At 58.0% G+C, this 25589-nt stretch carries 20 protein-coding genes; 14 read left to right on the top strand and 6 right to left on the bottom strand.

The features are described 5' to 3' along the window. Positions 1-30 precede the first annotated feature (30 nt). Both M5J09_RS03575 and galE read left to right on the top strand, forming a co-directional pair. Positions 31-711, top strand: a complete 681-nt coding sequence (locus M5J09_RS03575) for a metal-dependent transcriptional regulator (protein WP_042531186.1) — start codon at positions 31-33, stop codon at positions 709-711. A 2-nt stretch (positions 712-713) separates the two neighbouring features. Then, complete coding sequence (gene galE, locus M5J09_RS03570) at positions 714-1697, top strand: UDP-glucose 4-epimerase GalE (RefSeq protein WP_042531188.1); 984 nt, start codon at positions 714-716, stop codon at positions 1695-1697. On the opposite strand, the gene M5J09_RS03565 is transcribed toward galE, so the two are convergent. Continuing rightward, complete coding sequence (locus M5J09_RS03565) at positions 1654-2829, bottom strand: DUF4192 domain-containing protein (protein WP_257156979.1); 1176 nt, start codon at positions 2827-2829, stop codon at positions 1654-1656. The genes galE and M5J09_RS03565 overlap by 44 nt on opposite strands. A 379-nt stretch (positions 2830-3208) precedes the next feature. Between M5J09_RS03565 and M5J09_RS03560 the strand changes: the two genes are divergently transcribed. From M5J09_RS03560 to M5J09_RS03540, 5 genes are all read left to right on the top strand, one after another. Next, the gene (locus M5J09_RS03560; protein ID WP_257156978.1) at positions 3209-4234 is read left to right on the top strand and encodes a PAC2 family protein; all 1026 of its coding nucleotides are present in this window, start codon (positions 3209-3211) and stop codon (positions 4232-4234) included. An 81-nt stretch (positions 4235-4315) separates the two neighbouring features. Beyond that, positions 4316-6877 carry an RNA helicase gene (locus tag M5J09_RS03555; protein WP_257156977.1) on the top strand — a complete coding sequence of 854 codons (2562 nt, stop codon included), beginning with the start codon at positions 4316-4318 and terminating at the stop codon, positions 6875-6877. A 182-nt stretch (positions 6878-7059) separates the two neighbouring features. Next, positions 7060-8085, top strand: a complete 1026-nt coding sequence (locus M5J09_RS03550; protein WP_374982097.1) for a PTS sugar transporter subunit IIC — start codon at positions 7060-7062, stop codon at positions 8083-8085. 20 nt (positions 8086-8105) lie between these two features. Next, positions 8106-8483 (top strand): hypothetical protein, encoded by a 378-nt coding sequence (locus M5J09_RS03545; protein WP_042531195.1) that lies wholly within the window; start codon positions 8106-8108, stop codon positions 8481-8483. Between the two features lie 147 nt (positions 8484-8630). Then, positions 8631-9341, top strand: coding sequence for a VIT family protein (locus tag M5J09_RS03540; protein ID WP_042531197.1), 711 nt, complete (start codon positions 8631-8633; stop codon positions 9339-9341). Positions 9342-9433: 92 nt separating this feature from the next. Here M5J09_RS03540 and M5J09_RS03535 read toward each other — a convergent pair whose 3' ends face one another. Both M5J09_RS03535 and M5J09_RS03530 read right to left on the bottom strand, forming a co-directional pair. After that, positions 9434-9964 (bottom strand): carboxymuconolactone decarboxylase family protein, encoded by a 531-nt coding sequence (locus M5J09_RS03535; protein ID WP_257156975.1) that lies wholly within the window; start codon positions 9962-9964, stop codon positions 9434-9436. Positions 9965-10010: 46 nt separating this feature from the next. Next, the gene (locus tag M5J09_RS03530; RefSeq protein WP_042531202.1) at positions 10011-10604 is read right to left on the bottom strand and encodes a peroxiredoxin; all 594 of its coding nucleotides are present in this window, start codon (positions 10602-10604) and stop codon (positions 10011-10013) included. A 159-nt stretch (positions 10605-10763) separates the two neighbouring features. Here M5J09_RS03530 and M5J09_RS03525 point away from each other — a divergent pair, with 159 nt between their 5' ends. Next, entirely contained in the window at positions 10764-11723 is a 960-nt protein-coding gene (locus M5J09_RS03525) for a hydrogen peroxide-inducible genes activator (protein ID WP_257156974.1), read from the top strand. A gap of 90 nt (positions 11724-11813) precedes the next feature. Here M5J09_RS03525 and M5J09_RS03520 read toward each other — a convergent pair whose 3' ends face one another. Continuing rightward, positions 11814-12908, bottom strand: coding sequence for a hypothetical protein (locus M5J09_RS03520; protein WP_257156973.1), 1095 nt, complete (start codon positions 12906-12908; stop codon positions 11814-11816). A gap of 94 nt (positions 12909-13002) precedes the next feature. Between M5J09_RS03520 and hrpA the strand changes: the two genes are divergently transcribed. Next, the gene (gene hrpA, locus M5J09_RS03515; RefSeq protein WP_257156972.1) at positions 13003-16878 is read left to right on the top strand and encodes an ATP-dependent RNA helicase HrpA; all 3876 of its coding nucleotides are present in this window, start codon (positions 13003-13005) and stop codon (positions 16876-16878) included. Here the strand turns inward: hrpA and nrdR are convergent. Next, positions 16875-17333, bottom strand: a complete 459-nt coding sequence (gene nrdR, locus M5J09_RS03510; RefSeq protein WP_042531210.1) for a transcriptional regulator NrdR — start codon at positions 17331-17333, stop codon at positions 16875-16877. The two genes, hrpA and nrdR, sit on opposite strands and share 4 nt — an antisense overlap. An 835-nt stretch (positions 17334-18168) precedes the next feature. On the opposite strand from nrdR, the gene lexA reads away from it, so the two are divergent. Both lexA and M5J09_RS03500 read left to right on the top strand, forming a co-directional pair. Continuing rightward, positions 18169-18891 carry a transcriptional repressor LexA gene (gene lexA, locus M5J09_RS03505; RefSeq protein WP_257156971.1) on the top strand — a complete coding sequence of 241 codons (723 nt, stop codon included), beginning with the start codon at positions 18169-18171 and terminating at the stop codon, positions 18889-18891. Positions 18892-19266: 375 nt separating this feature from the next. Next, on the top strand, positions 19267-20049 hold the full coding sequence (locus tag M5J09_RS03500; RefSeq protein ID WP_042531214.1) for a DeoR/GlpR family DNA-binding transcription regulator: 783 nt from the start codon (positions 19267-19269) through the stop codon (positions 20047-20049). A 103-nt stretch (positions 20050-20152) separates the two neighbouring features. On the opposite strand, the gene ptsP is transcribed toward M5J09_RS03500, so the two are convergent. Then, positions 20153-21838 carry a phosphoenolpyruvate--protein phosphotransferase gene (gene ptsP, locus M5J09_RS03495; protein WP_257156970.1) on the bottom strand — a complete coding sequence of 562 codons (1686 nt, stop codon included), beginning with the start codon at positions 21836-21838 and terminating at the stop codon, positions 20153-20155. Between the two features lie 233 nt (positions 21839-22071). Here ptsP and pfkB point away from each other — a divergent pair, with 233 nt between their 5' ends. From pfkB to M5J09_RS03480, 3 genes are all read left to right on the top strand, one after another. Continuing rightward, positions 22072-23043 (top strand): 1-phosphofructokinase, encoded by a 972-nt coding sequence (pfkB, locus tag M5J09_RS03490; RefSeq protein WP_257156969.1) that lies wholly within the window; start codon positions 22072-22074, stop codon positions 23041-23043. Positions 23044-23065: 22 nt separating this feature from the next. Beyond that, positions 23066-25186, top strand: coding sequence for a fructose-specific PTS transporter subunit EIIC (locus M5J09_RS03485; RefSeq protein WP_257156968.1), 2121 nt, complete (start codon positions 23066-23068; stop codon positions 25184-25186). Positions 25187-25259: 73 nt separating this feature from the next. Beyond that, positions 25260-25529, top strand: coding sequence for an HPr family phosphocarrier protein (locus M5J09_RS03480; protein WP_239178749.1), 270 nt, complete (start codon positions 25260-25262; stop codon positions 25527-25529). Positions 25530-25589: the final 60 nt, after the last annotated feature.

The following is a 25589-nucleotide window of genomic DNA, read 5'->3' as shown; positions in this document are numbered from 1 at the left end:
GACCGCTATGACGCAGAAAGGTATACCCACGTGAGGGACCTAGTCGACACTACGGAAATGTATCTGCGAACCATTTACGAGCTCGAAGAAGAGGGCATTACCCCATTGCGCGCCCGCATCGCGGAGCGCCTCGAACAATCCGGACCTACCGTGTCTCAAACCGTAGCCCGTATGGAGCGTGACGGTCTCCTTCACGTGCGCACTGACCGCAGCCTTGACCTCACCCCCGAAGGCCGCGAACTAGCAACCAACGTCATGCGTAAGCACCGCCTCGCAGAACGTCTGTTGACGGATGTGTTGGGGCTGGACATCCACCAGGTCCACGATGAGGCCTGCCGCTGGGAGCACGTTATGAGCGAAGAAGTAGAAAAGCGCGTTGTCGCCGTGCTCGACGATGCCTCCCGCTCGCCTTTCGGAAACCCCATTCCAGGCCTTGCGCAGCTTGGCGCGTCTCCGGCAGAACTCGACCTCGGCATCCGCGCTATTGATCTCCCCTTAGGCGAGGAAACCAAGGCCACCATCGTGCAAATCAATGAGGTCCTTCAAGCTGACAACTCCACGTTCCGTGCCCTACACACCTCTGGCCTGCATGTCGGGTCGCCGGTAACAGTGGTGAACAACAATGGCTCTATCACGCTGAGCACTGGAGACGGGGAGACAATCGAGCTCGTCGACGATCTTGCACATGCTATCCGCGTGGAGGTGAAGTAGACATGAAGCTTCTCGTTACCGGTGGTGCCGGATATGTGGGTAGCGTTTGCGCTGCTGTCCTCGTCGAAAATGGCCACGACGTCACCATCATCGATAATTTCTCCACCGGCAACCGCGAGGCTCTCCCTTCCCAAGCACGCCTTGTGGAGGGCGACGTGGCCGACGTGGCTCACTCTGTACTCTCGGAGGGTGGATTTGAAGGTGTTATCCACTTCGCTGCACGTTCGCTTGTAGGCGAGTCCGTAGAGGAACCTGCGGACTATTGGCAGCACAACGTGGTAACCACCTTGACGCTGCTGAACGCCATGCGGGAGTTCGGCGTGAAGAACCTCGTGTTCTCTTCTACTGCCGCCACGTACGGCGAGCCGGACCAGGTTCCGATTACGGAGGCGATGCCTACGCAACCCACCAACCCCTACGGCGCCTCGAAGCTGGCTATTGATTACATGATCACCTCGTATGCCAAGGCCTACGGTTTGGGAGCGACCTCTCTGCGTTACTTCAACGTGGCCGGCGCCTACGGCAACATCGGTGAGAACCGTGAAGTAGAAACTCACCTCATCCCACTCGTCCTACAGGTGGCGTTGGGCCACCGCGAGAAGATCTTTATTTTCGGTGATGACTATGACACGGCTGATGGCACCGCGGTGCGCGACTACATCCACATCCGTGACCTTGCCGATGCCCACGTGCTTGCGCTGACCACCAACACGGACGGTACTCACCGAATTTACAACCTCGGTTCCGGCGATGGATATTCAGTCAAGCAGGTCATCGAGACCTGTCGTGCCGTCACCGGGCACCCCATCCCGGCTGAGTTGGCGCCCCGGCGCGCCGGCGACCCAGCAACGCTCGTGGCCTCCTCGGACAAAATTAAGTCTGAGCTCGGCTGGAACCCGAGCCGTACTGATCTCACCACCATCGTTACCGACGCATGGAACTTCACCCGGCAACTCGGCGAGCGGGCTCACTCGGCGCATCGCTAGACGCCGTAGTTCTAGGGACACCGCTCACAGTCGCCGATTCTTCTTCCCTTCCAATGGCAGAGTTATAGGCTTCTCGTGCACCGCGGACGATCGTCTCACGCATCTTGTCATGGAGACCGTATCGATAGGCTTGGCATAGCAATGACCCCAAGCGGTGGCTCGGGAACTCTTCTGCCACCGTTTGTAGCGCCGGTCCGGCAAGAATGTCCCACTCCATCTTTAGGTGTGTCAAGGCAAAAACTGTTAGAGCGTTAGCGCGAATTTCCCCATCGTAGGTTCGTGCCGTCGCCAGCAAGAGCTGTGCGGCCTGTTCACCTGCGTCCGTGCAGCTAGCGATTACCAAATCGCGCGTCCAGGTGGTGGACATCCACACCGCGCAGGTCTTCAGTAGCTCAGTGTTGGTCTCCGAGTCCTCGATGCTTCCTGCTGTAGAAAGGGCCCAGCGGACATCATCGATGAAGTTATCGACTAGTTCTTTTCGCTTATCCCCTTTTTCCGAAGCTACTCGGGCGCGGAACCTCGTGGCGCTTTCTCGCGCTTCACGTCCCAAAGCCTCGGCCTCAAGCGCATCACAGTGTTGGTTGTTGCGGGCAAAGGTGGCGAAGAACTCCTCACGACTGAGTTCTGGGACGACGTCGTGGTCGACGCATGAGCGCATCGTCGGTGCGTCGGTCAACGCGGGGATTGTCCCGTCAACCCAGTTTTTCATCGGACCGCGGCCGTCAATACTCACCGCCCCGTGGAGCAAGGTATAGGGCTCATCGCGGGCGATCTCTCCCACGTACCACGCGGCGTCAATATCGATACCGTCGCGCCCTCGGTCAAGGGTGTATAGCCAACAAGCAACCTGGCTCAGATCCGACACAGGACGGTGAGATACGAGGAAGGCAAAGATCCCTTCGCGGGCTTCTTCCGCCAACATCGCGGCTATTTCAGGAAGAGTTTCTTCGGCATCCTCAATGTCAACGCGAGCGACAGGCCCCATCGCGGGGCCACGCGGAGTGGTATCAATAGCCATGAAAATGACGGATTCAGTTGGGTAAAAGCCCAACAGGCCGGGAATGTTCGCTAGAAGGTGGCCGGGGGTTGTGATTGGTGGTGTGTTTTCTGTCTGCGCTGTGTATGAACTCATGTCTTTAGACTGAGGCAGGAGCCACCGGTTCGCTAGAGCCTTACTAAGGTGAGCGACAGATCTGTGGATAACGAGTCCGGACTCGCCTTCTTAACTGTGAAAGTTCACTAGTTATCCACATGCTGGGTCATGTATTCCGGAGAGCGGCTGCGCGCGCACATGGCAGAAGCGTCTCCTCTATGGCATGCTGGATCGATTATTACCGGTTTTCACTAGCCTTCGGCTCCCCGCCCTCGCCATGAGCTCGGCAGGGTAATTGGGATTAGGCGAAAGGGGCTGGGAATAGGCAGTAAGTGCACAGCGTTGCACGCAACAGAACGCTGATTTAGTCCGTACGCTCTACACTAAGCGTCGGACGCGAAGGAGGAGTCACTACATCATGCAGGAAGAACAGCGCCGCATGTATGAGCTGGAATACCCCGCTCCGGTGGTCAAGGACGATTCCGTAGAAGGCAGCGGGCCCACCATGATCGTGGCCATGAATGGTTACGCTGATGCCGGACAAGCGGTCGAGGCCAGCGCGGATCATCTCAAAGCTGCTTTGGATAACCGTCAGTTGGCATCCTTCAACAACGACGAGTTGATTGATTATCGTTCGCGCCGCCCTGCCGTCACCATTGATCATGACCGCACCGTCGAGATCGAAAACAGCGACCTTGGTATCAAGGTCCTCCGCGATAACTCTGGTAAGCCCTTCCTGCTGCTTTCTGGCCCAGAGCCAGACCTGCGGTGGGAGGCGTTTACCAATGCGGTGGTGAATTTGGTGGAGAAGTTCGACATCAAGAACACCATCATGCTCTATTCTGCCCCGATGCCAGTGCCCCATACCCGCCCGACGGTGGTTACAGCGCATGGCAATTCCCCGGAGCTGTTGAACTCCATGGTGCGCATGGAGTCGACCATGATGGTGCCAGGGGCCGCCGCGCTCTACATTGAGCGAGCTCTGGATAAGAAGGGCCGCCGTGTGGCCGGTTACACCGCGCACGTTCCCCACTACTTGGCTGCCTCGTCCTATCCTTCGGCCACTCTGCGGCTTCTGGATTCTGTAGCCTCTGCTGCGGATCTCAATATCCCGTTGGGAAGCCTCGAAGCCGATGTGGCACGAGTGCATCAGCAGTTGGAAGAACAGGTCGCCGACTCAGATGAGATTTCCGGTGTGGTCAACCAGCTCGAAGAGCAATATGACGCCTACATGGAGCGCTATCGCAAGCGTCACCCACAGGCCATCATGCCAGGCGAAGAACATATGCCCACGGGCGAAGAGATCGGAGCGGATTTCGAGGCCTTCCTCGCTGGGCTCGATGATGACCCCGATATCCTCTCTGAGAACATCGATGACCGTGAGGACAACTACGGCAAGGACGAAGGCAAAGACGAAGACACTGACATGGGAGATGACGTCTAGGTACTCATCACCTAAGTCCAGCCCGCACGAGTGACCGGCCCACCTGCATGGCCACTCGTGCTTTCGCCTAAGGTGGGATGGGTGAACCTTTCTCAGATGTTGCCCGATCTCGCCGAAGTCCCTGAGTCGATGGTTGATGAGGCCATCTGGGACACTTTTCAATCATGGGCTTCCGGCCGCGGTATTTCGCTTTACCCCGCCCAGGAGGAAGCCTCGCTCGGTATCTTGGCCGGCGATAACGTCATTTTGGCTACCCCTACTGGTTCCGGTAAGTCCATGGTGGCTAATGCAGCTCACTTCATTGCACTGGCCCGCGGGCAGCGCAGTTTCTACACGGCGCCAATTAAGGCCCTCGTGAGCGAAAAGTTTTTCGCGTTGTGTGAGATTTTTGGTCCCGAGAACGTCGGCATGATGACCGGCGATGCCACCGTCAATGGCTCTGCCCCCATCATCGCAGCCACCGCTGAAATTGTGGCAAACATCGCGCTGCGTGATGGCGCGGAAGCTGCGATCGATCAAGTCGTCATGGATGAGTTCCACTACTACTCCGAGCCTGACCGCGGCTGGGCCTGGCAAGTTCCGCTGCTCGAGTTACCCAAGGCACAGTTCCTACTCATGTCCGCCACACTCGGTGACACCGCCTGGCTGGAAAAAGACCTCACTGAACGCACCGGCCGCACCACCACACTCGTGGCCGGGACAACACGCCCGGTTCCCCTTGACTTTTCGTATGTCTTTTCTGCGGTGCACGAGACCATCGAGGAGCTCCTCGAATCCGGCAAGGCGCCCGTCTATGTTGTGCATTTCTCGCAGCGCGAAGCCTCTGAGCGTGCCCAGGCGTTAACCTCTCTGTCAAAAATCATCACTCCGGAAGAAAAGGAAGCAATCGCAGCCGAGCTCGGCTCCTTCCGTTTCACCACGACTTTTGGCAAGGATCTGTCCAAGCTGCTGCGCAAGGGTATCGGCGTCCATCACGCGGGCATGCTGCCCAAATACCGGCGCCTGGTCGAGCGTCTGGCGCAGAAGGGGCTGCTGAAGATTATTTGCGGTACCGACACGTTGGGAGTCGGTATTAATGTCCCGATTCGCACGGTACTCATGACGGGCCTAGCCAAATACGATGGCACCCGGCAGCGCATCCTCAAGTCGCGAGAATTCCACCAAATTGCTGGCCGTGCGGGTCGCGCAGGCTACGACACCGAGGGCACGGTCGTGGTCGAGGCCCCGGAACATGAGATTGAGAACGCTAAGGCACGCCGCCGTCTCGGGGATGACCCGGCGCGCCTCAAGAAGCTTAAGAAGAAGTCCGCGCGCGAAGGTGAGGTTTCGTGGTCGGAGAAGACCTACGCACGGCTTATCGACGCCGAACCGGAGCAACTCACTTCCCAGTTCCGGGTGTCTAACTCGATGTTGCTCAATGTGCTGGCTCGCCATGGCAACGGTTACGAGCACTTGAAGCATTTGCTGCGCACAAGTCACAACACTCGGACGCGACAGAACGAGGACATTTTGACCGCGTTGAGTCTCTTCCGTGGCCTCCTCAATTCGGGAGTGGTGCAAAAGTCCACCAAGGGACTCGATATTTACGGCCGCCCCTATCACGTGGTCCGAGAGATGCCGCGCGATTTTGCGCTCAACCAGCCGCTCGGCCCCTTTGCATTGGCGGCTTTGACGCTGCTTGATCCGGAATCTGAAACGTATGCTCTGGATGTCATCTCCGTTTTTGAATCGGTTCTCGATGATCCCCGCCAAGTCCTCATAGCTCAACAAAAACAGCGCCGAGGCGAAGAGATTGCAGCTCTTAAAGCTGAGGGCGTGGACTACACCGAGCGCATGGCCATCGTGGAAGACATCACATGGCCGAAACCTCTTGAGGACTTGCTCGAACAATCCTATGAGACGTTCTGCCAGACCAACCCATGGGCTAAGGAGTTTGAGCTGCGTCCCAAGTCGGTTGTGCGGGACATGTTGGAGAGCGCAATGACCTTTTCCGACCTCGTGGCAACCTACGGTCTGGCCCGCTCTGAGGGCGTTATCCTGCGTTATCTCACCGATGCTTGGCGCACGCTTAAACAATCCATCCCGGAGGAGTACCTCACCGAGGAACTCGAGGACATCATCGTGTGGCTTGGGGAGCTTATTCACCAAGTGGATTCCTCGCTTGTTGACGAGTGGGCAGAAATGGCTGGTGAAGACTCTCCGATCTCCCAGAAGGATCTCGACCGCGAGTTGGCGTTCGGTGTGGAGGACCCCACCGCTCTTACCGCTAACCAACGTGCCTTCGGCATCATGGTGCGAAATTACTTCTTCCGCCTTGCCCAGCTTTTCGCTTTGGAAAAGGAGGACCGCTTGGCCGAGCTTTTGGACTACCTCGACGAAGTTCCCGACTTTGGTCAGGCCCTCGATGACTACTTCGACGATTATGACGATATCGATGTCGGCCCGGCAGCGCGCGGGCCAGAGTATTTCGTGCTCGACAAAGGTAAGGAGGGCACTCAGGCCTCCTCACGCTCGTGGACCGTGCGTCAGATTCTCAAGGATCCTGAGGACGACAATGCCTACCAGATAGTGGGAATCGTGGACTTAGATGCCTCCGATGAGGCTGGTGAGGTGCGACTCTCTGAGCTTCGCGTGGAGCACTGACGAAGGCTGTCAGGAACATTAATGCTCATTCCTCCGACTAATATTTTCCATTCTCCGAATATTATTCCTATGCTTGAGGGATGAGCACGCAACCCCCAGAGAAGCTAGAGCAGAAGCCCGCTGATTCTCCCGACGCTAGCGAGACGTCCTCCGTGGAACACCTCACCCCTGGTTCCTTCACCATGAAGGTTCTCAACGGCATTTCCATTGCGGTGGTTGTTTCCCTCGTCCCACAAGCGCTCCTTGGTGAACTTGCCAAAGCTCTGCTTCCATACTGGGATGGCGCGGCCACCGTGCTCACCCTTACCGGGCTTGCTGCAAGCCTGCTTCCGGTGATGATTGGCATCCTCGTGGCCATTGAGTTCACGTTGACTCCCATCCAGACCGCTGCCGTAGGCATAGCCTCCTTTTGCGGTTCCGGTGTCGCCACCACCAATCCTGATGGCGGTTTCTTACTCAAAGGAACCGGACTCGTCATCAACTCCGGACTGACTGCCGCCATGGCTGTGGGGCTGTTGCTCCTCATTGGCGGGCGTTTAAAGAACTACTCCATTTTGTTGCTCTCCACCATCGTCACGCTCGTCGTCGGCACTATCGGCTGGGTAGTCACCTATCCCATCGTCAAGATTTTCACGGTGTGGCTGGGTGGCCTCGTCAATGGCGCTACTACGCTCCAACCCATCGTCATGGGTGTTGTGCTCGCCGTGCTCTTTGCCGTGATGATCGTGTCTCCAGTGTCTACCGTGGGCATCGCCACCGCCATTTTTATGGACGGAGTAGCATCCGGCACCGCCAACCTAGGCGTGGTGGCCGCCAGCTTTACCCTTCTTGCCGCCGGCTGGCGCGCCAACGGCTTCGCCACCTCCATCCTGCACGTCCTCGGTTCCCCGAAGGTGCAGATGGCCAACATGCTCTCGAAACCCGTCACTTTTCTGCCCGTCATCTGCACTGCCGCCATTGTTGGCGGCGTAGGAGGAGCCTTCGGCATCTCAGGTACTCCAATCTCTGCTGGTTTTGGCATCTCTGGACTCATGGGGCCGCTGGCCGCATTGAACTATGAAGGCTGGGGCTGGACCACAAGCAACGTCCTCATCATCCTTTTCGTCTACGTTGCTCTCCCCTTGGCCCTTGGCCTGCTCTTTTCTTGGCTCTTCGAGAAGGTTCTGCGCCTGACAAAATCGGAGTACTACGCTCTGAATTTCGAGTAAGGCGTACAGTAGGGGCCGCTATGACTCGACCAGATTCTTCAGCCACCACTATCCGCCTCGCCGGGGTGCATTTCGATGTCCATGACGATGCCGTCACCGTCCACTGGCTCCTTGGTGGGCTGCCACACTACCGAGATGTCACCTACACTCTCCATACCCGCGACCTCGAACTCACCATCCTCTTCAACAAGGACGAGCTGAACTCCATGGAGATCGCGTCCTTTGGCGAGGACACTCGTGACATTCACCGCACTGTGAATTATGCCTACGCCTACACTCCAGAAGCTCTTGCCGTCACCATCCCTTCCTCCCATTTTGAATTGCATGACGAAGTTTTCACCATGGCGCTCTACGTGGACGGCACGTCCTGCGGCGAGTGGACCGGGACGGTTATCTAAGGCTGCCTAAACCCATCCAATCTAAGGCTGCACTGCGCCCGCTCAACTAAGCCTATACAAGCTTTACAAGCGCGTGACCAGCGATGATAATCAAGTACTAGAAGTTCTCTAGACAATTGAGAACCTGGTTAGTATAAGGAGCGGGCCATGACTCTTCATGACGATGAGCCTCACGGTGCTTCCCACAACGCGCGGCTGAATTCGCTACGTGCCGGTGTGCTTGGCGCTAACGACGGAATCGTCTCCGTCGCCGCGCTTGTGTTAGGCGTGGTGGGCTCGGGGGCGTCGGCAAGCGCAATTCTCACAGCTGGACTCGCTGCCACAGTGTCAGGCGCAGCATCAATGGCATTAGGTGAATACGTATCCGTTTCCGCACAACGTGATTCCGAAAGAATGATGATTGCCAAAGAGACCCGCGAGCTTGCCGAGCTCCCAGAACCGGAGCACGAAGAGCTGGTCTCGATGCTCTCTAGTTATGGAATGAACACAACGACGGCTGAAACTGCCGCACAGGAAATCGCTGCCAAAGACAGACTCCTCGAGGCTCACTTGCGCTTAGAGATGGGCATTGATGGCGAGGACCTCACCAACCCGTGGCATGCAGCGTTCTGGTCAGCCGTGTCCTTCTTGGCGGGTGCTGCCCTGCCGCTCATCTCGGTTTTCTTCGCGCCAATGGAGATGGCAGCAGCCGTCGTTGCTATCATCACGCTCGTCGCGTTGGCTGTGACAGGCTACGTTTCTGCACGTCTGGCAAACACTGATGCAACCCATTCCATGCTGCGTCTCGTTTTCGGCGGCGCCTTGGGCCTGGCGATCACCTACGGTATCGGCGTTGCCTTCGGTGGAGTCATAGGATAAGCACCAACGGCGCGCGCTACTCCGCACACACCACCGCCCCACGCCGCTGATGCAGTCGTGGGGCGGTACGGTGTGAGCATGAGGCCAAGCAGTTACGCAGTTCGGACGGACTCTGCCTGGAGTGCTTGGGCTACAGCCTCGACAACGCCGGCGACCTTAATGCCTTCCCAAATCTGCTCCTTGGTCACGCCCTCCTCGAGAAGGGTGTTGGCATGGGCAGACAGGCAGTGCTCACAGCCGTTGATCGCAGAAACAACCGTGCTCCACAGCTCAAACGTGGCCTTGTCCACGCCCGGCTTGGAGATGATGTTCATGCGCAGGCCGAATTTAACTTGGGCGAAGCCATCACCCAACCAGCTCTTGGCGCGGTAAGCCACATTGTTCATGGCCATTACCGTGGCAGCGCCGAGGGCTGCGTCAAGCGCCGCCTCACTGAGGTGCTCGCGGGCGTCCTCAAGAATCTCCTTGAGTACGAGGTCATTGCGGGTAGCTGCAGCGGCGGCAACCAGGCTGCCCCACAGCTGTTCCTCGTTCAGCTCGGTAGTACGGGACAGCGTGCCGAGGTTGAGCTTCTGGTCCTTGGCATAGGCCGGAAGTGCGGACTTTAGGTTATCGATAGACACTGGCGGTCTCCTTTCGCGGACTTTCCTTATCAGTCACCGCCCTTAATTAAAGGGCAGACTTAACGACGTCCAGTTTGTTGATGTTCTTCGTCGGGTCGTTGGCCTCCCAGTTGCAGGCGCAGACCTCCTCCGACTGCAGCGCATCGAGCACGCGCAGAACCTCATCAACGTTGCGGCCAACGGCATCCGGAGTGACGGAGACGAACTGGATGACACCATCTGGGTCGATGATGAAGGTGGCGCGATCGGCGACGCCGTCAGCGTTCTCCACGCCGAGGGCACGGATCAGGTCGTGGCGGATGTCAGAGAACATCGGGAACGGAACTTCCTTGAGCTCTGGGTGGGTAGCGCGCCAGTTGAAGTGGGCGTACTCGTTATCGGTAGAGCCGCCAAGAATCTGAGTATCGCGATCCTGGAACTCTTCATCCAGCTTGCCAAAGGCCGCAATCTCGGTCGGACACACGAAGGTGAAATCCTTCGGGTAGAAGAACACAACCTTCCACATGCCGCGGTACTTATCCAGGGAAACCTGCTCGAAGTAATCCTCCGGCTGGTTCGCGTTGACGTCGTGGAGGTCACCACCCTTCAGCGCAGTTAGCTCGAACTCTGGGAACTGTTCGCCGACGGTCAGGATAGGCATAGAAAGAGTCAACTCCTTGCAGAAATTGTGATGCAAATCTCTGTAGCTATATGTCAGTGCGCCATTACGCTGGCATGTAGCCACTCAGTTGCTAAGTATGCCAACAGCACCTTCGCAAGTCAATAGTTTGACTTATTTATAAGTGTTAGAGTTATAGGCATGAACAATAAGGAGTATCGGCCGACGCTGGCGCAGCTACGCACCTTCGTCACTATCGCGGAGAACAAGCATTTCGGAACCGCAGCCGCCAAGCTCGATATCTCCCAACCCTCCCTTTCCCAAGCCCTCGTGGCCCTCGAACAGGGCCTTGGCATCCAGCTCATCGAGCGCTCTACCCGCAAGGTGATCGTCACGTCCGCAGGCGAAGAACTTCTTCCTTTCGCCAAGGCTGCCCTCGAGGCCGCGGATGCCTTCCTCGCTCGCGCCAGAGGCACCAACGGTACGTTGTCTGGGCCTCTGACCATTGGCATAATCCCCACAATCGCCCCCTACATACTTCCCGCACTGCTCCAGTCCATCACGGACTCCTACCCAGAGCTCGAGCCCCGCTTCGTCGAGGAGCAGACTCAGCACCTACTTACTAAGCTGCGCGAGGGCACAATCGATCTGGCGATCACAGCTCTACCCACGGAATCTTCCGGAATGGTGGAAGTCCCTCTCTACACCGAAAGTTTCACGGCCGTCACGCCCACCGACCACCCCCTCGCGGGACGCGAGGACCTCACGCTCGAGCAGCTTGACGCCCTTGATCTTCTGCTTCTCGATGACGGCCACTGTCTGCGCGACCAAGTCCTTGATCTGTGCCGACGTGCCAAGATCAATCCCTCCGAGGCCACCAATGCTGTGACTCGCGCGTCCTCTCTCACCACCATTCTTCAACTCGTCATGGGCAGCCTCGGCACCACGCTGGTCCCCGAATCAGCGTTGGCTACCGAGTGCACACACCCACAACTCGCCGTGGCACGGTTTGCCCCCACTGTCGCCGCCGAGCGCCAGGTAGGCCTCACGTTTCGCTCATCCGCGGCCCGCGCCGAGGAATTCCGTGCCTTCGGCTCTCTGGTCACATCCTCCTACCGTGCTGCGCTGAAGCGTTCCCGCGAACTTTTCCCCGTCCCCTAGCAGACAGAGAGAAGCCCCTTCCCTTACCCACTCGGTGGAGAGGAATAGAGGAAAGGGGCGACGCCACGCACGAAGCGAGAGTTTTAGGCCTTACTGCACGGCCGGGGCATAGCGACCCTGGCATTGACGAGACAGATGCGCAGTAGCCAACTGCATAGCCGGAGCAATGACCACCAGCGCAAGGCCCAGCGTGATGATCGAGGCCGCAAACAGCAGACCAGAAAGAACCATAAGCAGCAAGAGGTGACCGTAGTTGTCCTTACCCAGCTTCAGTCCCTTCGAGAATGCCTCACCGATGGAGGAAGTATCCGCAGCCAGCCATGGCATGAGGACGAAGAAGGGCTGAATGAAAAGGGCGACAAGAAAAACTACGAACAACAGGCCCAACACGGAGCCCACCAGAGTCATCATCTGGCCTTCAGAAAGCTCGTCCAAATTCTGCACATCGAGCCCCGCTAGGCTACCGAAACCAACGAGGATCGCAGTAAGCACAACAACGAAAATCGCAAGAGCACCCAAAAGAAGCAGTACAAGGCTCACTACCAGCGGCTGCACCCAGCGAACGCCGTGGAAGAGAGTTCCCCACGTCGGCTTTGGCGTGTCAATCTCACGGTAGGCCAAGCGGTAGACCACAAGTCCAATGACGAGAGAAAGAATGCTCGTCACGAAGGAGAGGAGGTCGAAGACAACGCTGACTCCATCACCTTCGGCATTCTGCGCTGCGTTGACCCCTGCCTGGCTAACAAGCTGAATAAGACCAACGACGACAGCGCCCAGAATCCACAGCAACGGGTTCTTCAGGGTGGCGTTGAATCCCCACTTGATGGCTTCAACAGCGCTCACCGGACCGGTATAAGCTGGGCCAGCCTGCGGGCCAGGACCACTATAACTGCTGTCACCCCCATAGCCTGCGCCCGCGTAGCCCTCCTGGCCAGCGTTATAGGCACCGTAGCCGCCGTAGTCCTGGCCAACGCCAAAGGAGTCGCTGCCAGATGAGCTGCCTCCGTAGGCGCTTCCGCCGAATCCTTCGTTGGAGCCATAGCCACCAGGCTGGCCGAAACCCGCTTGGTCTTCTGGGTGGTTGGTCGGCTCATAACGCGGCAAGCCACCATTATTATTGACACCACCACCGAAGCCGTTCGGGGAGGAATTGTTCTCTGAATTAGGGTCAAAGGGATTGGTCATCACTTGTGTCCTTTACATCTTTGGTCACATAGACAACACGAGAGTACCAACAACTTCACGTTAATCGGTGAAAGAGTAAGCTTTTAGAGCGATTATGACTGCCACTCGCGATGAACTCTATAGCGCTCTCACCAATGTCTCGTTGAGTGATGAGCGAGCTTTCCGCCGCCGCCTCCGCAAAGCCCGCGCGCCCCAGGCTCTCGAGGCCATCGGAGCCGATATTGCTGCAGCCCAAAAGCGAATAAGGGCTATCGACGCTGGGGTCCCCGACATTAACTACCCCGAGCAGCTTCCTGTCACCGCACGGCGAGACGACATTGCTGAGGCCATTGAGAACAACCAAGTGGTCATTATTGCCGGTGAGACCGGTTCCGGTAAGACCACTCAGATCCCAAAGATCTGTCTGGAGCTCGGCCGCGGACGTCGTGGCCTCATTGGCCATACGCAGCCGCGCCGTCTGGCTGCCCGCACTGTGGCCGAGCGCATTGCGGATGAGCTCAATCAGTCGATCGGGGAATCGGTAGGCTATGCCATCCGCTTTGATGACCGAGTCTCTGCCACCACTGCAGTAAAGCTCATGACGGACGGCATTTTGCTTGCGGAGATGCAACGAGACCGCTTCCTTAACGCGTATGACACCATCATCATCGATGAGGCTCACGAGCGCTCCCTTAATATCGACTTCCTGCTGGGATATCTCAAGCGTCTGCTGCCCAAGCGCCCGGATCTCAAGGTGATTATTACCTCCGCAACTATTGACCCAGAACGCTTCGCAGAGCATTTCGCCAACGCGGAAGGAGAACCTGCTCCCATCATCGAAGTCTCTGGCCGCACCTACCCGGTAGAAATCCGCTACCGCCCCCTTGAGGTGGAGTCCGGTGGTAAGACCATTGACCTCGACCCCTTGGACGCCTTGTGCGAAGCCATTGAGGAGCTCATGGCCGAAGGCGAAGGAGATATCCTCTGTTTCTTTCCTGGCGAGCGCGATATTCGTGATGCGATGGAAGCTATCGAGGGCCGACGATGGCGCGGCGTGGAGGTCACCCCCCTCTTCGGCCGGCTCTCCAACCAGGAGCAGCACCGCGTCTTCAGCTCGCACCGCGGTCGACGTATCGTTCTGTCCACCAACATCGCCGAGACATCACTGACCGTGCCCGGTATCCGCTATGTTGTTGACACCGGTACGGCACGTATCTCGCGCTATTCCACCCGAACCAAGGTTCAGCGCCTGCCCATCGAGCCTATTTCTCAGGCCAGCGCCAACCAGCGTTCGGGCCGCTGTGGCCGTGTCGCTGATGGTATTGCTATTCGCCTCTACAGCGAGCAGGATTTCCTTTCTCGCCCAGAATTCACGGATCCGGAAATTCTGCGCACCAACCTTGCCAGCGTCATCCTGCAGATGATCTCGCTGCGCCTCGGCGATATTTCCGAGTTCCCCTTTGTCCAGCCTCCCGAGCCCAAGGCCGTTCGCGATGGCCTTCTTCTTCTCCACGAACTGGGCGCACTCCAAGGCAAAGAAAAGGACGGCCTTCCGGTTCTCACCCGCGTAGGCCGCGACCTCGCGCGAATTCCTGTCGATCCACGTATGGCCCGCATGCTCGTAGAAGCCAACAGCTCTGGATGTCTGACGGACGTCATGATCATTGTCGCTGCGATGACGATTCAGGATGTGCGCGAACGTCCCATGGACAAGCAAACCCAGGCTGATCAGTCGCATGCCAGGTTCAAGGACAGGACCTCCGACTTCCTGTCCATGCTCAACTTGTGGGACTTTGTGCAGGAAACCCGCGAAGAAATGAGCGGCAACGCCTTCCGCAAGCGCATGAAGGCGGATTTCCTGCACTATATGCGCATCCGTGAGTGGTTCGATCTTGTACGCCAACTGCGCGATGTGGCCAAGCAACTCGGATGGAAAGCCCAGGAAGGTACCGAACGCCGTCCGGATGATATCCACATGTCCCTGCTGTCCGGACTGCTTTCCAATATCGGTGCCCGTGATGGAAACTCAAAGGAATTCATCGGCGCCCGCAACACGCGGTTCCTTGTTTTCCCCGGTTCTGCCCTGGCAAAGAAGCCACCGGAGTTTCTTATGGCTGCCGAACTTGTGGAGACCTCTAGGCTTTGGGCGCGCGACGTCGCAGCTATCGATCCAGCGTGGGTGGAAAAGTTGGCGAAGGACCTTCTAAAGCACAACTATTCCGATCCGACATGGTCACGAAAGCGCGGTTCCGCTGTGGTCACCCAGCGCTCGACCCTCTACGGTGTCACCGTAGTGGCTGACCGTACTGTGCCTTACCACCGCGTCGACCAAGCAGCGGCCCGCGATATGTTCATCCGCAATGCGCTTGTCGACGGCGACTGGACGACCCACCACCACTTCTTCCACGACAATAAGCGCAAGCTTGCTGAGGCCTCCGAATTCGAGGAGAAGGCTCGTCGCCGCGGACTTGTCGTCGACGACGATACCTTGTTCGACTTCTATGACCAACGCATTCCGGAGACGGTCACCACGGCTCGGCACTTCGATTCATGGTGGAAGAAGCAAAAGAACAAGCATGCCCTCGATTTCGATCCAGAGAAGCTCCTTGAGGATGACCATGACGTCACCGAGGAGGCTTTCCCCGACCGTTGGTTGAAGGGCAGCATCGACTACGACCTCTCCTACAAGTTCGAACCTGGCGACCCGCTCGATGGCGTCACGCTCATGGTTCCCGTGCCGCTGCTCGCGGGCCTCGACACCGAGGGTTTTGACTGGTTGGTACCGGGCCTGCGGCTTGAGCTGGTCACGGAACTTATTCGGTCCCTTCCTAAGGCACTGCGCCGCACAGTAGTGCCGGCCCCTGAGTTTGCGGAACGTGCGCTCCCTAAGCTTCTTCCCTACGAGGGACGCCTCACCGAACAGCTGGCTTCCGTGCTGCAGGAGATGGGTGGCCAAGGCATTAACGCCACTGATTTCCGCCCCGATCAACTTGATCCACACTTGCGGATGAACTTCGCAGCGGTGGATAAGCGCGGCAAGGTGATCGATTCCGACCGCGACCTCAAGGCTCTAGTCCAGCGTCAAGCCGGGCACATCTCTTCCTCTGTGTCCCGAGTCGGCCGCAAATCAGAATCCAAAGCAGTCAAGGAATGGTCTGACGATACCCTTGGCAGCATCGACGAAGAGGTCACCACCGTAGTGGATGGCCACGAAGTCACGGCCTACCCTGCTCTTGTGGCCACCAAGGACGGTGTGGCCCTCAAGGTGCACCCCACGAAGGCAGCTGCCGATGCCTCCATGATCACCACCACTCTCACACTTTTGTTGCGGGAGATTTCCGTCAATACCCAGCAGATGGTCAAGGGCCTGCCGTTGCAGCAGCGAGTGGCTGTCGATGCTTACCCGCATGGCGGAGCTGAGGGACTCATCAACGACGCTCGAGTCGCAGCGGTTCGAGACATCATGATGGAGAAAGGAGGCCCGGTCCGTAGCCCCGCTGAATTCACCGCGTTACTCAATGCGGTGAAACCAGAAGTACCTGGCCGAGTCCGACAAGCTGTCGTGGCGATTGCCCCCGGTTTGGCTGAGTATTCGAACCTCTCCGCGGAGCTGAAGCAGTGGGAGGGCCCAGCCATCGACGATATTCGTTCTCAGCTTGAGTTCCTCTTGCCTCCGAACGCGCTCACGGTCCATGGTATCCAGCACCTGCGTCATCTTCCGCGCTATATACAGGCCGCGCGGATTCGCCTCGAGGACATGAACCTCGATCCAGACCGTGATGCCGACCGTCAGGCAGACGTGGACGAGGCCAAGGCTTATCTGGCTAACCGTCTGCGGGCCCTACCCCCTGGCCGCGAAAAGACGCGTGAGGTCAAGGACATCTACTGGATGATCGAGGAACTGCGGGTCTCACTCTTTGCCCAACGCCTGGGAACCGCCCACGCAGTTTCCCTTCGCCGAGTGCAGAAGGCCGCCGACAAAGTGCGCTAGAAGTAGTCTCGATCGCGTCGACGCATAAGGCGAATCTCAGATTCGAAGTCATCCGCGCTTTCGAAAGACTTGTATACGGACGCAAAACGTAGATAGGCCACCTCATCGAGGTCACGCAACGGCTCGAGAATGGCTAGGCCAATGTCGTTGGCATTCACCTGGGAGGATCCATGGCTGCGCACTGTTTCCTCTACCTCTTGCGCCAGCTTCTTCAGTGCATCATCGCTCACGTCACGGCCTTGGCATGCACGTTGCACGCCACGAATGAGCTTGTCGCGACTAAACGGCTCAGCAAGACCATTGCGTTTGACTACCAGGAGGACCGCTTTTTCAACAGTGGTAAATCGGCCTTTACAGGCTGAGCATTCGCGGCGCCGACGTATCGACGTACCGCTGTCCACCACACGGGAGTCAATAACTCGTGATTGTTCGTTGTGACAGAACGGGCAATACACGGCGCGGTATCCTTCCTCACGGTGACTTGAGCTGCGCCCTTCTTACTCACCCCAAGGTGGGTTTAGCACTGCAAGAAACTCGGACGCGGAGTATCGCCCCGTAGTTTACTCACTGTATCGCCCCGCCCAGTATCGGGAGTAGAGGTTACCGGAATTCTACTGGGAGGCCGCGGCCACGTCTTGAGTAGCGGAGGGTGCGGACGGAGCTTGTCCGTCGATGCTCAACCCGCCCCATACCGTGCCGATAAACACCGCAGCGCCGAATACTGCGCCAAGGACATAGTTACCTACGTTCGATCCACCGTGAAGACGATTCTCACCCCTGCATCGCGCAACTGCGGCGCTTTCAACCCGTCGTACATCACGCCTCTGTGTTCTATCTATCGGTGATAAAGTTCGAACATGTTCCGTTGGTGAGATTCGGCGCGCGGAGTCATTACCAAGCGCAGAGGGCTCCCACACCGACGCCGGTGGCACTACTGAAGGACGCGAAAAACTTTCGCCGCGAGCCGAGAAGCTGTGGTCACGGGAGGTATTGAGGGCGATAGCCATGTTGTTGCCTTTCGTTGGTTGGTCACTAGGTGATGGCGATAGCTGAAGTGTAGAAAAGCACTCCGACACCATCGAACACTTCCATCGCTAAATAGTTCGAATTGATGCGTATGTTCGATTTATAACACCTCCTCGAAAGTTTGTCCACATCTGCGCGCCGACTCTCGAACATTTTTTCTTTACGTGATACAAAGGAACCAGGCGACAACACAATCTGCCCCAGATACATCACCCAATAGAACGCATTTCCCCGACCACCCTCCAAGCCTTCCTAGGAGTTGACATGGCCCGTAAACCCAAAAAGAACGACCAGCCCACTCTCGAATCTCTATCTCCACGCCAACGACGCATTCTCGAGGTCATCCACGATGCCGTAATGCTGCGCGGATACCCGCCAAGCATTCGTGAAATTGGTGACGCCACTGGACTTCAGTCCACCTCTTCAGTGGCATACCAGCTAAAACAGCTCGAGGAAAAGGGCTTTTTGCGCCGTGACCCTAACAAGCCGCGCGCCGTAGACGTTCGCCACTTCCCTAGTGCCGATGATTCTAAGAAACCAGGCCGCAAAACCGGCTCATCCAAGGAAACTGTTGAAGCCGTCACTGGTGACATTCCGGAAGAGGCATCCGCACCGACTTATATCCCGGTTGTCGGTCGCATCGCAGCGGGCTCCCCCATCACCGCCGAAGAGAATATTGACACCTATTTTCCTATGCCCGATGACATCGTTGGCAATGGTGAGCTCTATATGCTGCAAGTCGTCGGTGATTCCATGCAGGACGCGGGCATCCTTAATGGCGACTGGGTCATCATTCGTTCGCAATCAGTCGCTGAGGAGGGCGAATTCGTTGCAGCACTCCTTGAGGGAGAGGAAGCCACGGTCAAGGAGTTCCACCGCGATTCCTCCGGCGTGTGGCTGCTTCCGCACAATGAGGCTTACTCCCCGATCAAGGGTGACGAGGCCGAAATCATGGGTAAAGTCGTCTCAGTCTTCCGCAAGCTTTAGACAGTCCCCGCCCCACGTCGCATCTAGCGCCTCTTTCCCTGCTCAATCTCCCCTCCACACTCCACACGGTGCGGGCGAATCGAGCGGGGAGTTTTTCTTTTTCCACCCCCTTGTGTGTGTATGTGCCCGATCTGCACCCAATCAGCGTGCTAAATCACAGAATCCCAAATGTGCAGGCCAACGCAAGACTTGGAGATGAATCTTATGGCATTCTATGTGTTTTGATTTGTTTAGTTCCGCTTTGCCCGCACTTAATGCGAGAATGGAGACATCGCCACAACATTCGTTGCTTCGTTCGCTCGCCGCTTCGAGACTTTCTCCGAGCACAGTCCGGCGCAGCGACCGTCCCCATGGAGCCCCTCAAAGGGAGGAACTATGTACGCAGAAGAACGTCGCCGTCAGATTGCCTCGCTAACCGCCGTGGAAGGCCGGGTTAACGTCACTGAATTGTCCGAACGCTTCGACGTCACTGCCGAAACTATTCGCCGTGATCTTGCCGTCCTCGACCGTGAGGGAGTTGTCCACAGAGTTCACGGCGGCGCTGTCGCCTCCCAATCTTTCCAAACCGCCGAGTTCACCCTAGATACCCGTCAGCGTTCTGCAACTGGAGCGAAGATGGCTATTGCCCGTGCCGCCCTGGATCAGCTTCCAGACGGAGGAAGTATCTTCCTCGACGCGGGTACAACGACTAATGCCCTCGCCGACCTAATCGGCCAGCGCTATTCAGCAGGCCAGTTCAACATCGTGTCGAATAGTCTGCCAATCGCCCTCTCTTTAGCTAACAATGGTGTATCCGATGTCCAGTTGTTGGGTGGCACCGTTCGCGCTATTACCCAAGCGGTTGTGGGCGATACGGCACTGCGAACAATGGCGCTGATGCGCGCCGACGTCGCCTTCATCGGCACCAACGCCTTGACCGTTGACCACGGTCTATCTACTGCAGATTCGCAAGAAGCTGCCATCAAGTCCGCTTTCGTTACCAATGCCCATCGCGTAGTCGTTCTGTGCGATTCGTCGAAGTTGGGTAACGATTACCTAGTCAGCTTCGCTTCTCTCGACGACATTGATGTTGTCATCACCGACTCTGCAGCTCCAGAGACATTTGTCGAGGCGCTCAAGGAGCATGGCATCGACGTCATCATCGCCCCCGAACATTAGTTCCCGGCTGAGGTCTCTGGCTCTACTTAAAAGAACAATCACCCCTGACCCCTCATAGGATTGAGGTGTCAGGGGTGGTTTTCGTTAAGGCATGAAGGGGTCTTTAAAACTCCTCAAGCAGCGCAATAACTGCAGAACGGGCCTCAGATGGGCTCTCTGCATTGACAGCAGCTTCCGCCATCTTTTCACACTGCTCAAAAGTAAGTTCAGCCAGTTGTGCGCCCACTCCAGCAACTGCAGTCGACGCTGCGGACAACGAGATCACCCCAAGGCCGGTTAGTACGCACGCCAGCATTGGATCAGCAGCTGCCTCACCACACACGCCGACCGGAACGTTGTTATCGCGGCCAACCACACAGGTGTGCTGAATGAGGCGCAGAACTGCAGGCTGCCACGGATCCGTCAGGTAGGCCAGCTGCGGGGACAGGCGGTCAGCAGCCATCGTGTACTGAGTGAGATCGTTGGTGCCAATAGAAACGAAATCGAGGTGCGGCATGATGGTGTCTGCCATCAGTGCGGCAGCGGGAACCTCAATCATGGCACCGGCGGTCAGGCCACGCTCACGGCACAATCCCGCAAACCATTTTGCCTCAACCGCAGTGGCCAACATCGGGGCCATGACCCACGTGGTGGAATCCTCATCACGTTGAGCGGCCGCCTGCGCGATGGCATCGAGCTGGCGGGTCAACAGTGCCTCATTGTCGCGCGCGACTCGCAAACCTCGCACGCCCAACGCAGGGTTCTCTTCGGAGTCCAGGGTGGCGTAAGAAATCGGCTTATCCGATCCAGCATCGAGTGTGCGAACGACCACCTTGGCGCTGGGGAACGAGTTAAACACCTTGCCGTAGATACGTGCCTGTTCATCAACGGTAGGTTCCTCGCTCGCAGAAAGGAAGGACAACTCCGTACGGTAAAGTCCAATGCCTTCCGCTTGGGAATCCGAGGCAATACGCGCAGCGTTGCCATCAGCCACGTTGGCCAGCAGCTGCACGCGGTGACCGTCCTTGGTCTGTGCCGGGCCACGCCACTCGGCAACACGGGCTGCCTTCTCACGGTACTCCTCAACGGCCTTGAGCGAGCTCTCACGGTCTGCACCGAGGGACACCGTGCCCACGGAACCATCAACGAAGACCTGCGTACCGGCGTCAATCGTGCGCAATTCCGCTCCAACCGCCACGATGCATGGGATGTCCAGTTGGCGGGCGATAATCGCAGTGTGGCTAGTCGGGCCACCGAGCTCAGTCACCAGTGCCTTGATGTGGGAGGTGTCGAGGGTAGCGGTATCTGCGGGGGCTAGGTCATCAGCGAGCAGAACCGCTTCACCGTCGACCATGGGAAGACCCGGTTCCTGCTCCCCACGAAGCTGCGAAATAACTCGGTCTCGCACGTCCTTTAGGTCCGTGGTGCGTTCCGCCATAATACCGCCAGCGGCCTCAAACATGGTGACGAATTTGTCCGTTGCACCAACAGTCGCGTATTCAGCATTTTTACCACCGCGAATACCCTTACGGACCGCCTTATGCCAGCCACGGTCCTTCACCATTCCAGCGGTGGCTGTCAACACCTCCGCAGCCTGGCCATCAGCACCAGCAGCGCGCTGTTCTAAGCGGCTGGCGACGATATCGACGGCTTCGAGGAAACGGTCGTATTCTGCATCGCGGTTTTCCTCCGCGATGGTTTCTCCGGCAGTAGGTAGCTCTGGGCGGGGACGAACCCACACCGCTTCGGCATAAGCAACACCGGCAACAACTCCGGTTCCTTTGATGGTGGATGGGGATGCGTTTTCCATGACACAAATCCTTAACGGAGACGATTTTTCCTTAACCCAGAACACCACATGTTGCCCAAAAATTCAATGAAAACCAGAGTGATCCTATTGACAACCAGACACAATCGGGCAACAATCGGAAATGAAACAACATTCACTGTCCAATGGCCGAGACTACCTCAATGTGGCAGGTACGCCACGATGACTGGTGGCTCTCAATATGCGCACGCCGCGAAAGGGGACGACTCTCCAGAATGATCCTTACTTTGACCCCGAACCCCAGCATCGACGCCACCATTACGCTCAAGGAAGCGGTACAGCCCGGCTCAGTCCACCGAGCCGCGTCGGTTACCCACGTAGCCGGTGGAAAAGGCGTCAACGTCACCCATGCGGTGACGAAAGCAGGCGCCGACAGCCTAGCTCTCCTGCCGGCAGCTCCAGGTGATCACTTCCTCGCACTCACTGCGGCAGACTCCATCCCCGTCCACGCGGTGGAGATTGACGGTGCTGTGCGAACCAACACCACGTTGACGGAGCCTGGTGGCCGAACGACCAAACTCAACGGCCCCGGACCCACGCTCAGCGAAGGAGATCAGAAAGCTATCGCCGCAGCGCTCGCCGAGTACGCGCCTCGTGCCGAGTGGCTCGTCATGGCTGGGTCCTTGCCCAAGGGCGTTCCTGCTGATTGGTACACACACCTCATTACCGTCGCCCGCGAGGCCAACCCCCAGCTCCACATCGCCGTCGATACGTCCGACGCCCCTATGGTCGCGCTCGGTGAAAACCTCGATACTGCCGCCCCCGATCTCATCAAGCCCAACGGTCTTGAGCTGGGGCAGCTCGCTGGTGTCGACGGCCAAGCCCTAGAGGTATCCGCTGAGAACGGTGACTTTGAAGACGTTGTGAAGGCCGCGAGGGACGTCGTCAAGCGCGGCATCTCCGAGGTCCTAGTCACGCTAGGCAGCGCCGGCGCGGTTTTGGTCACCGAAGATGAAGCCTGGGCCGCTACTCCCCCGCCAGTGACCGTGAAGTCCACCGTAGGCGCAGGTGATTCTTCCCTGTCCGGATACATCCTGGCTCGCCGTCGCGGCGCCTCGAGCGCAGACGCCTTGCGTAGCGCTGTGGCCTACGGCTCCGCAGCCGCCGGCCTTCCCGGAACACAACTCCCCACCCCCGAAGAACTTGATATCGAAGGCACTGCAGTCAGTGCAGTCCCCGCCCACTAGCACCTGTTAGGAGTGCACCCACATGGCATCCGATCTCATCACCACCGACCTCGTCGCTCTCGACGCTGACTTCGGTGACAGCATCGAATCCGTCATTACCAACCTCGCCACGCTGGTCCACAAGACCGGACGAGCAAGCTCTGTCGACGAACTCGCAGCACCCGCCATCGCCCGTGAGGCAAAAGCTGGTACTGGTGCCCCCGGCGGCGTAGCTATCCCGCACTGCCGTTCAGCGGCAGTCAGCGAACCCACCTTAGCTTTCGCCCGACTCTCCCGCGGCGTGGACTTCTCGGGGCCCGATGGCGACGCACAACTGGTCTTTCTCATCGCGGCTCCCGAAGGCGGTGGCAAGGCACACCTTAAAATTCTGTCCAAACTCGCCCGAGCACTCGTTAAGAAGGACTTTCTTGAGTCGCTGCGCACCGCAAAGACCACGGACGAGATTGTGACACTGGTCCTGGACGTCGTCAACGCCGAAAAGCCTAAGAAAAAGACCACCGACACCGCTCCAACTACTGCGGTTGCAGCAGGAGCAGCTTCTGCCGGCACCGCTGTTCCCGCCTCGGAATCTCGCCCCGCGCAGAGTGCCTCAGATGCAACAAAGACACGCATCGTCGCCGTCACCGCCTGCCCAACCGGCATCGCACACACATACATGGCTGCCGATGCCCTGACACAGACCGCCGAGGAACGCGATGACGTCGAGCTAACTGTCGAAACTCAGGGCTCCTCCAATAACACTGCTGTCTCCGCCGACACCATCGCGGCTGCCGACGCCGTCATCTTCGCTACCGACGTTGGTGTCCGCGACCGCGAGCGGTTCGCAGGCAAGCCAGTCATTGAATCTGGCGTCAAGCGCGCCATCAACGAACCAGGCGTCATGATTGATGAGGCCATCACCGCCTCCACCAACCCGCATGCCCGAAAAGTCGCGGGTACCGCACGCACCGAGCACTCCGACTCAGCAGAAGAAGGCGAAGGGCTGAGCTGGGGCAAGCGCATCCAGCAAGCCATCATGACCGGCGTGTCCTACATGGTGCCGTTTGTCGCAGCTGGCGGCCTTCTGTTGGCGCTGGGATTCTTGCTTGGCGGCTACGACGTAGCCAACGGCTGGCAGGCTATTACCACCGAATACTCCCTGACGAACCTGCCAGGCCATGACGTAGTGGTCGACGGCGCAACGATGACCTTCAAGTACTCGGGCCTTGGCCTTTACCTCGGCGCGGTACTCTTCGCCATTGGCCAAGCGGCGATGGGCTTCATTGTCGCAGCTCTCTCCGGCTTTATTTCCTTCGCACTGGCAGGCCGCCCTGGCATCGCGCCGGGCTTCGCTGGCGGCGCCATTGCTGTCACTGTGGGTGCGGGCTTCATCGGCGGCCTCGTCACCGGTCTCATTGCGGGCTTCGTTGCCATGTGGATTGGAAACTGGAAGGTGCCGCGCTGGATTGGCTCCCTCATGCCTGTCGTCATCATTCCGTTGCTTGCCACTATGATTACTGGCCTGCTCATGTTCCTGCTGCTCGGTGCCCCGTTGGCCGCTATCATGAACGGTCTGCAGAATTGGCTGGCTTCCATGTCTGGCTCTTCTGCTGTTCTGCTGGGCATCATCCTCGGTCTCATGATGTGCTCTGACCTAGGCGGCCCAGTCAACAAGGCCGCTTACCTCTTTGCCACCGCGGGCCTGTCCACTGGTGACGAGGCTTCCATGAAGATCATGGCCGCCGTCATGGCCTCCGGTATGGTCGCCCCCATCGCACTGTCTATCGCTACGTTCGCGCGTAAGAACCTCTTCACCCCGGCGGAACAGGAGAACGGCAAGTCCGCGTGGCTGCTGGGCCTGTCCTTCGTCTCCGAAGGCGCTATCCCGTTCGCTGCGGCCGACCCGCTTCGCGTCATCCCGTCCATGATGCTTGGCGGTGCGGTCACCGGAGCACTGTCGATGGCGCTGGGTGTCATGTCCCGCGCTCCGCACGGCGGCATCTTCGTTATCTTCGCCATCGAGCCTGCATGGGCTTACTTCGTAGCCATCCTCGCTGGCGTGGCGGTGGCCGCGATCGCTGTCATTGCCATGAAACAGTTCTGGCCCAATAAGACGGCTGAAGAGGCTGCTGCCAAGGCTGAATCAGCTGCGGCTGCCGCGTAATTCCGGACGTCCAGTTCGGAACCCGCGTACACTTGTCATTACGAAAATTCTTTAAGTCGAAAGGACTATCACTATGGCTTCTAAGACCGTTAAGGTTGGTTCCTCCGTTGGACTGCACGCACGTCCTGCCTCCATCATCGCTGACGCTGCTGCGGAGTTCGATGAGGACATCTTCCTGAACCTCGTCGGTGATGAGGACGAGGATGAGACCGATGCCGCTTCCTCGCTCATGATCATGGCGCTAGGCGCCGAGCAGGGCGACGAAGTCACCGTGACCTCAGAGAACGAGGACGCCGTTGAGAAGATTGCTGGCCTCATCGAGCAGGATTTGGACGCCGAATAGAAGGTCCTAAAGCTGCGGCCCGTAATCTGCAGTAATTAGCAAAAAATCCCGTCCACGCGG

Source organism: Corynebacterium sp. BF-R-2 (genome assembly GCF_024586525.1).
Taxonomy (GTDB): Bacteria; Actinomycetota; Actinomycetes; order Mycobacteriales; family Mycobacteriaceae; genus Corynebacterium; species Corynebacterium singulare.
The sequence above is the reverse complement of the archived record's forward strand: the minus strand, read 5'-3'. Positions and strand labels throughout refer to the sequence as shown.